This window comes from Sinorhizobium sp. M4_45 (assembly GCF_002885915.1).
GTDB lineage: Bacteria > Pseudomonadota > Alphaproteobacteria > Rhizobiales > Rhizobiaceae > Sinorhizobium > Sinorhizobium meliloti_A.
On record NZ_NWVE01000030.1, the window covers coordinates 1 to 1,034 of the forward strand.

Sequence of the window (1,034 nt, forward strand, 5' to 3'; positions counted from 1 at the left end):
CGAATGCTCTCGCCGGAATGCATGAGCTCGAACCCCTTGTTGATGTCCTCGAGCGGCATGGTGTGGGTGATCATCGGATCGATCTCGATCTTGCCCTCCATGTACCAGTCGACGATCTTCGGCACGTCGGTGCGCCCGCGCGCGCCGCCGAAGGCGGTGCCCATCCAGGTGCGGCCGGTGACGAGCTGGAACGGCCTGGTGGCAATCTCCTGGCCGGCGCCGGCGACCCCGATGATCACCGACTTGCCCCAGCCGCGATGCGAGGCTTCGAGCGCCTGGCGCATGACCTTGGTGTTGCCGGTGCAGTCGAAGGTGTAGTCGGCGCCGCCGATCTGGTCGGCACCGCGCTTCGTCAGGTTGACGAGATAGGGCACGATGTCGTCGCCGACCTCCTTCGGATTGACGAAGTGGGTCATGCCGAACTTTTCGCCCCAGGGCTTCTTGTCGTTGTTGAGGTCGACGCCGATGATCATGTCGGCGCCGGCAAGGCGAAGCCCCTGGATGACGTTGAGCCCGATGCCGCCGAGACCGAAGACGATGGCGGTGGCGCCGATCTCGACCTTGGCGGTGTTGATCACCGCGCCGATGCCGGTGGTGACGCCGCAGCCGATATAGCAGATCTTGTCGAAGGGGGCGTCCGGATTGACCTTGGCGAGCGCGATCTCCGGCAGCACGGTGAAGTTCGAAAAGGTCGAGCAGCCCATATAGTGGTGGACCTTGTCGCCGTTGATCGAGAACCGCGAACTGCCGTCCGGCATCAGCCCTTGCCCCTGGGTGGCGCGGATGGCGGTGCAGAGATTGGTCTTGCGGCTGAGGCAGGAGGGGCAGGAGCGGCATTCCGGCGTATAGAGCGGGATGACGTGGTCGCCCTTCTTGACCGAGGTGACGCCCGGGCCGACATCGACGACGATGCCGGCGCCCTCATGACCGAGGATCGCCGGGAACAGCCCCTCCGGATCGGCCCCCGACAGCGTGAAATCGTCGGTATGGCAGATGCCGGTCGCCTTCACCTCGACCAGCACCTCGCCGGCCCG

At 65.4% G+C, this 1,034-nt stretch carries 1 protein-coding gene; it reads right to left on the reverse strand.

Annotated features, from left to right (window positions below; all coding sequences use genetic code 11):
- A partial coding sequence (locus CN933_RS31195) for an S-(hydroxymethyl)glutathione dehydrogenase/class III alcohol dehydrogenase (protein WP_102763427.1) occupies positions 1–1,034 on the reverse strand: 1,034 nt, incomplete at both ends.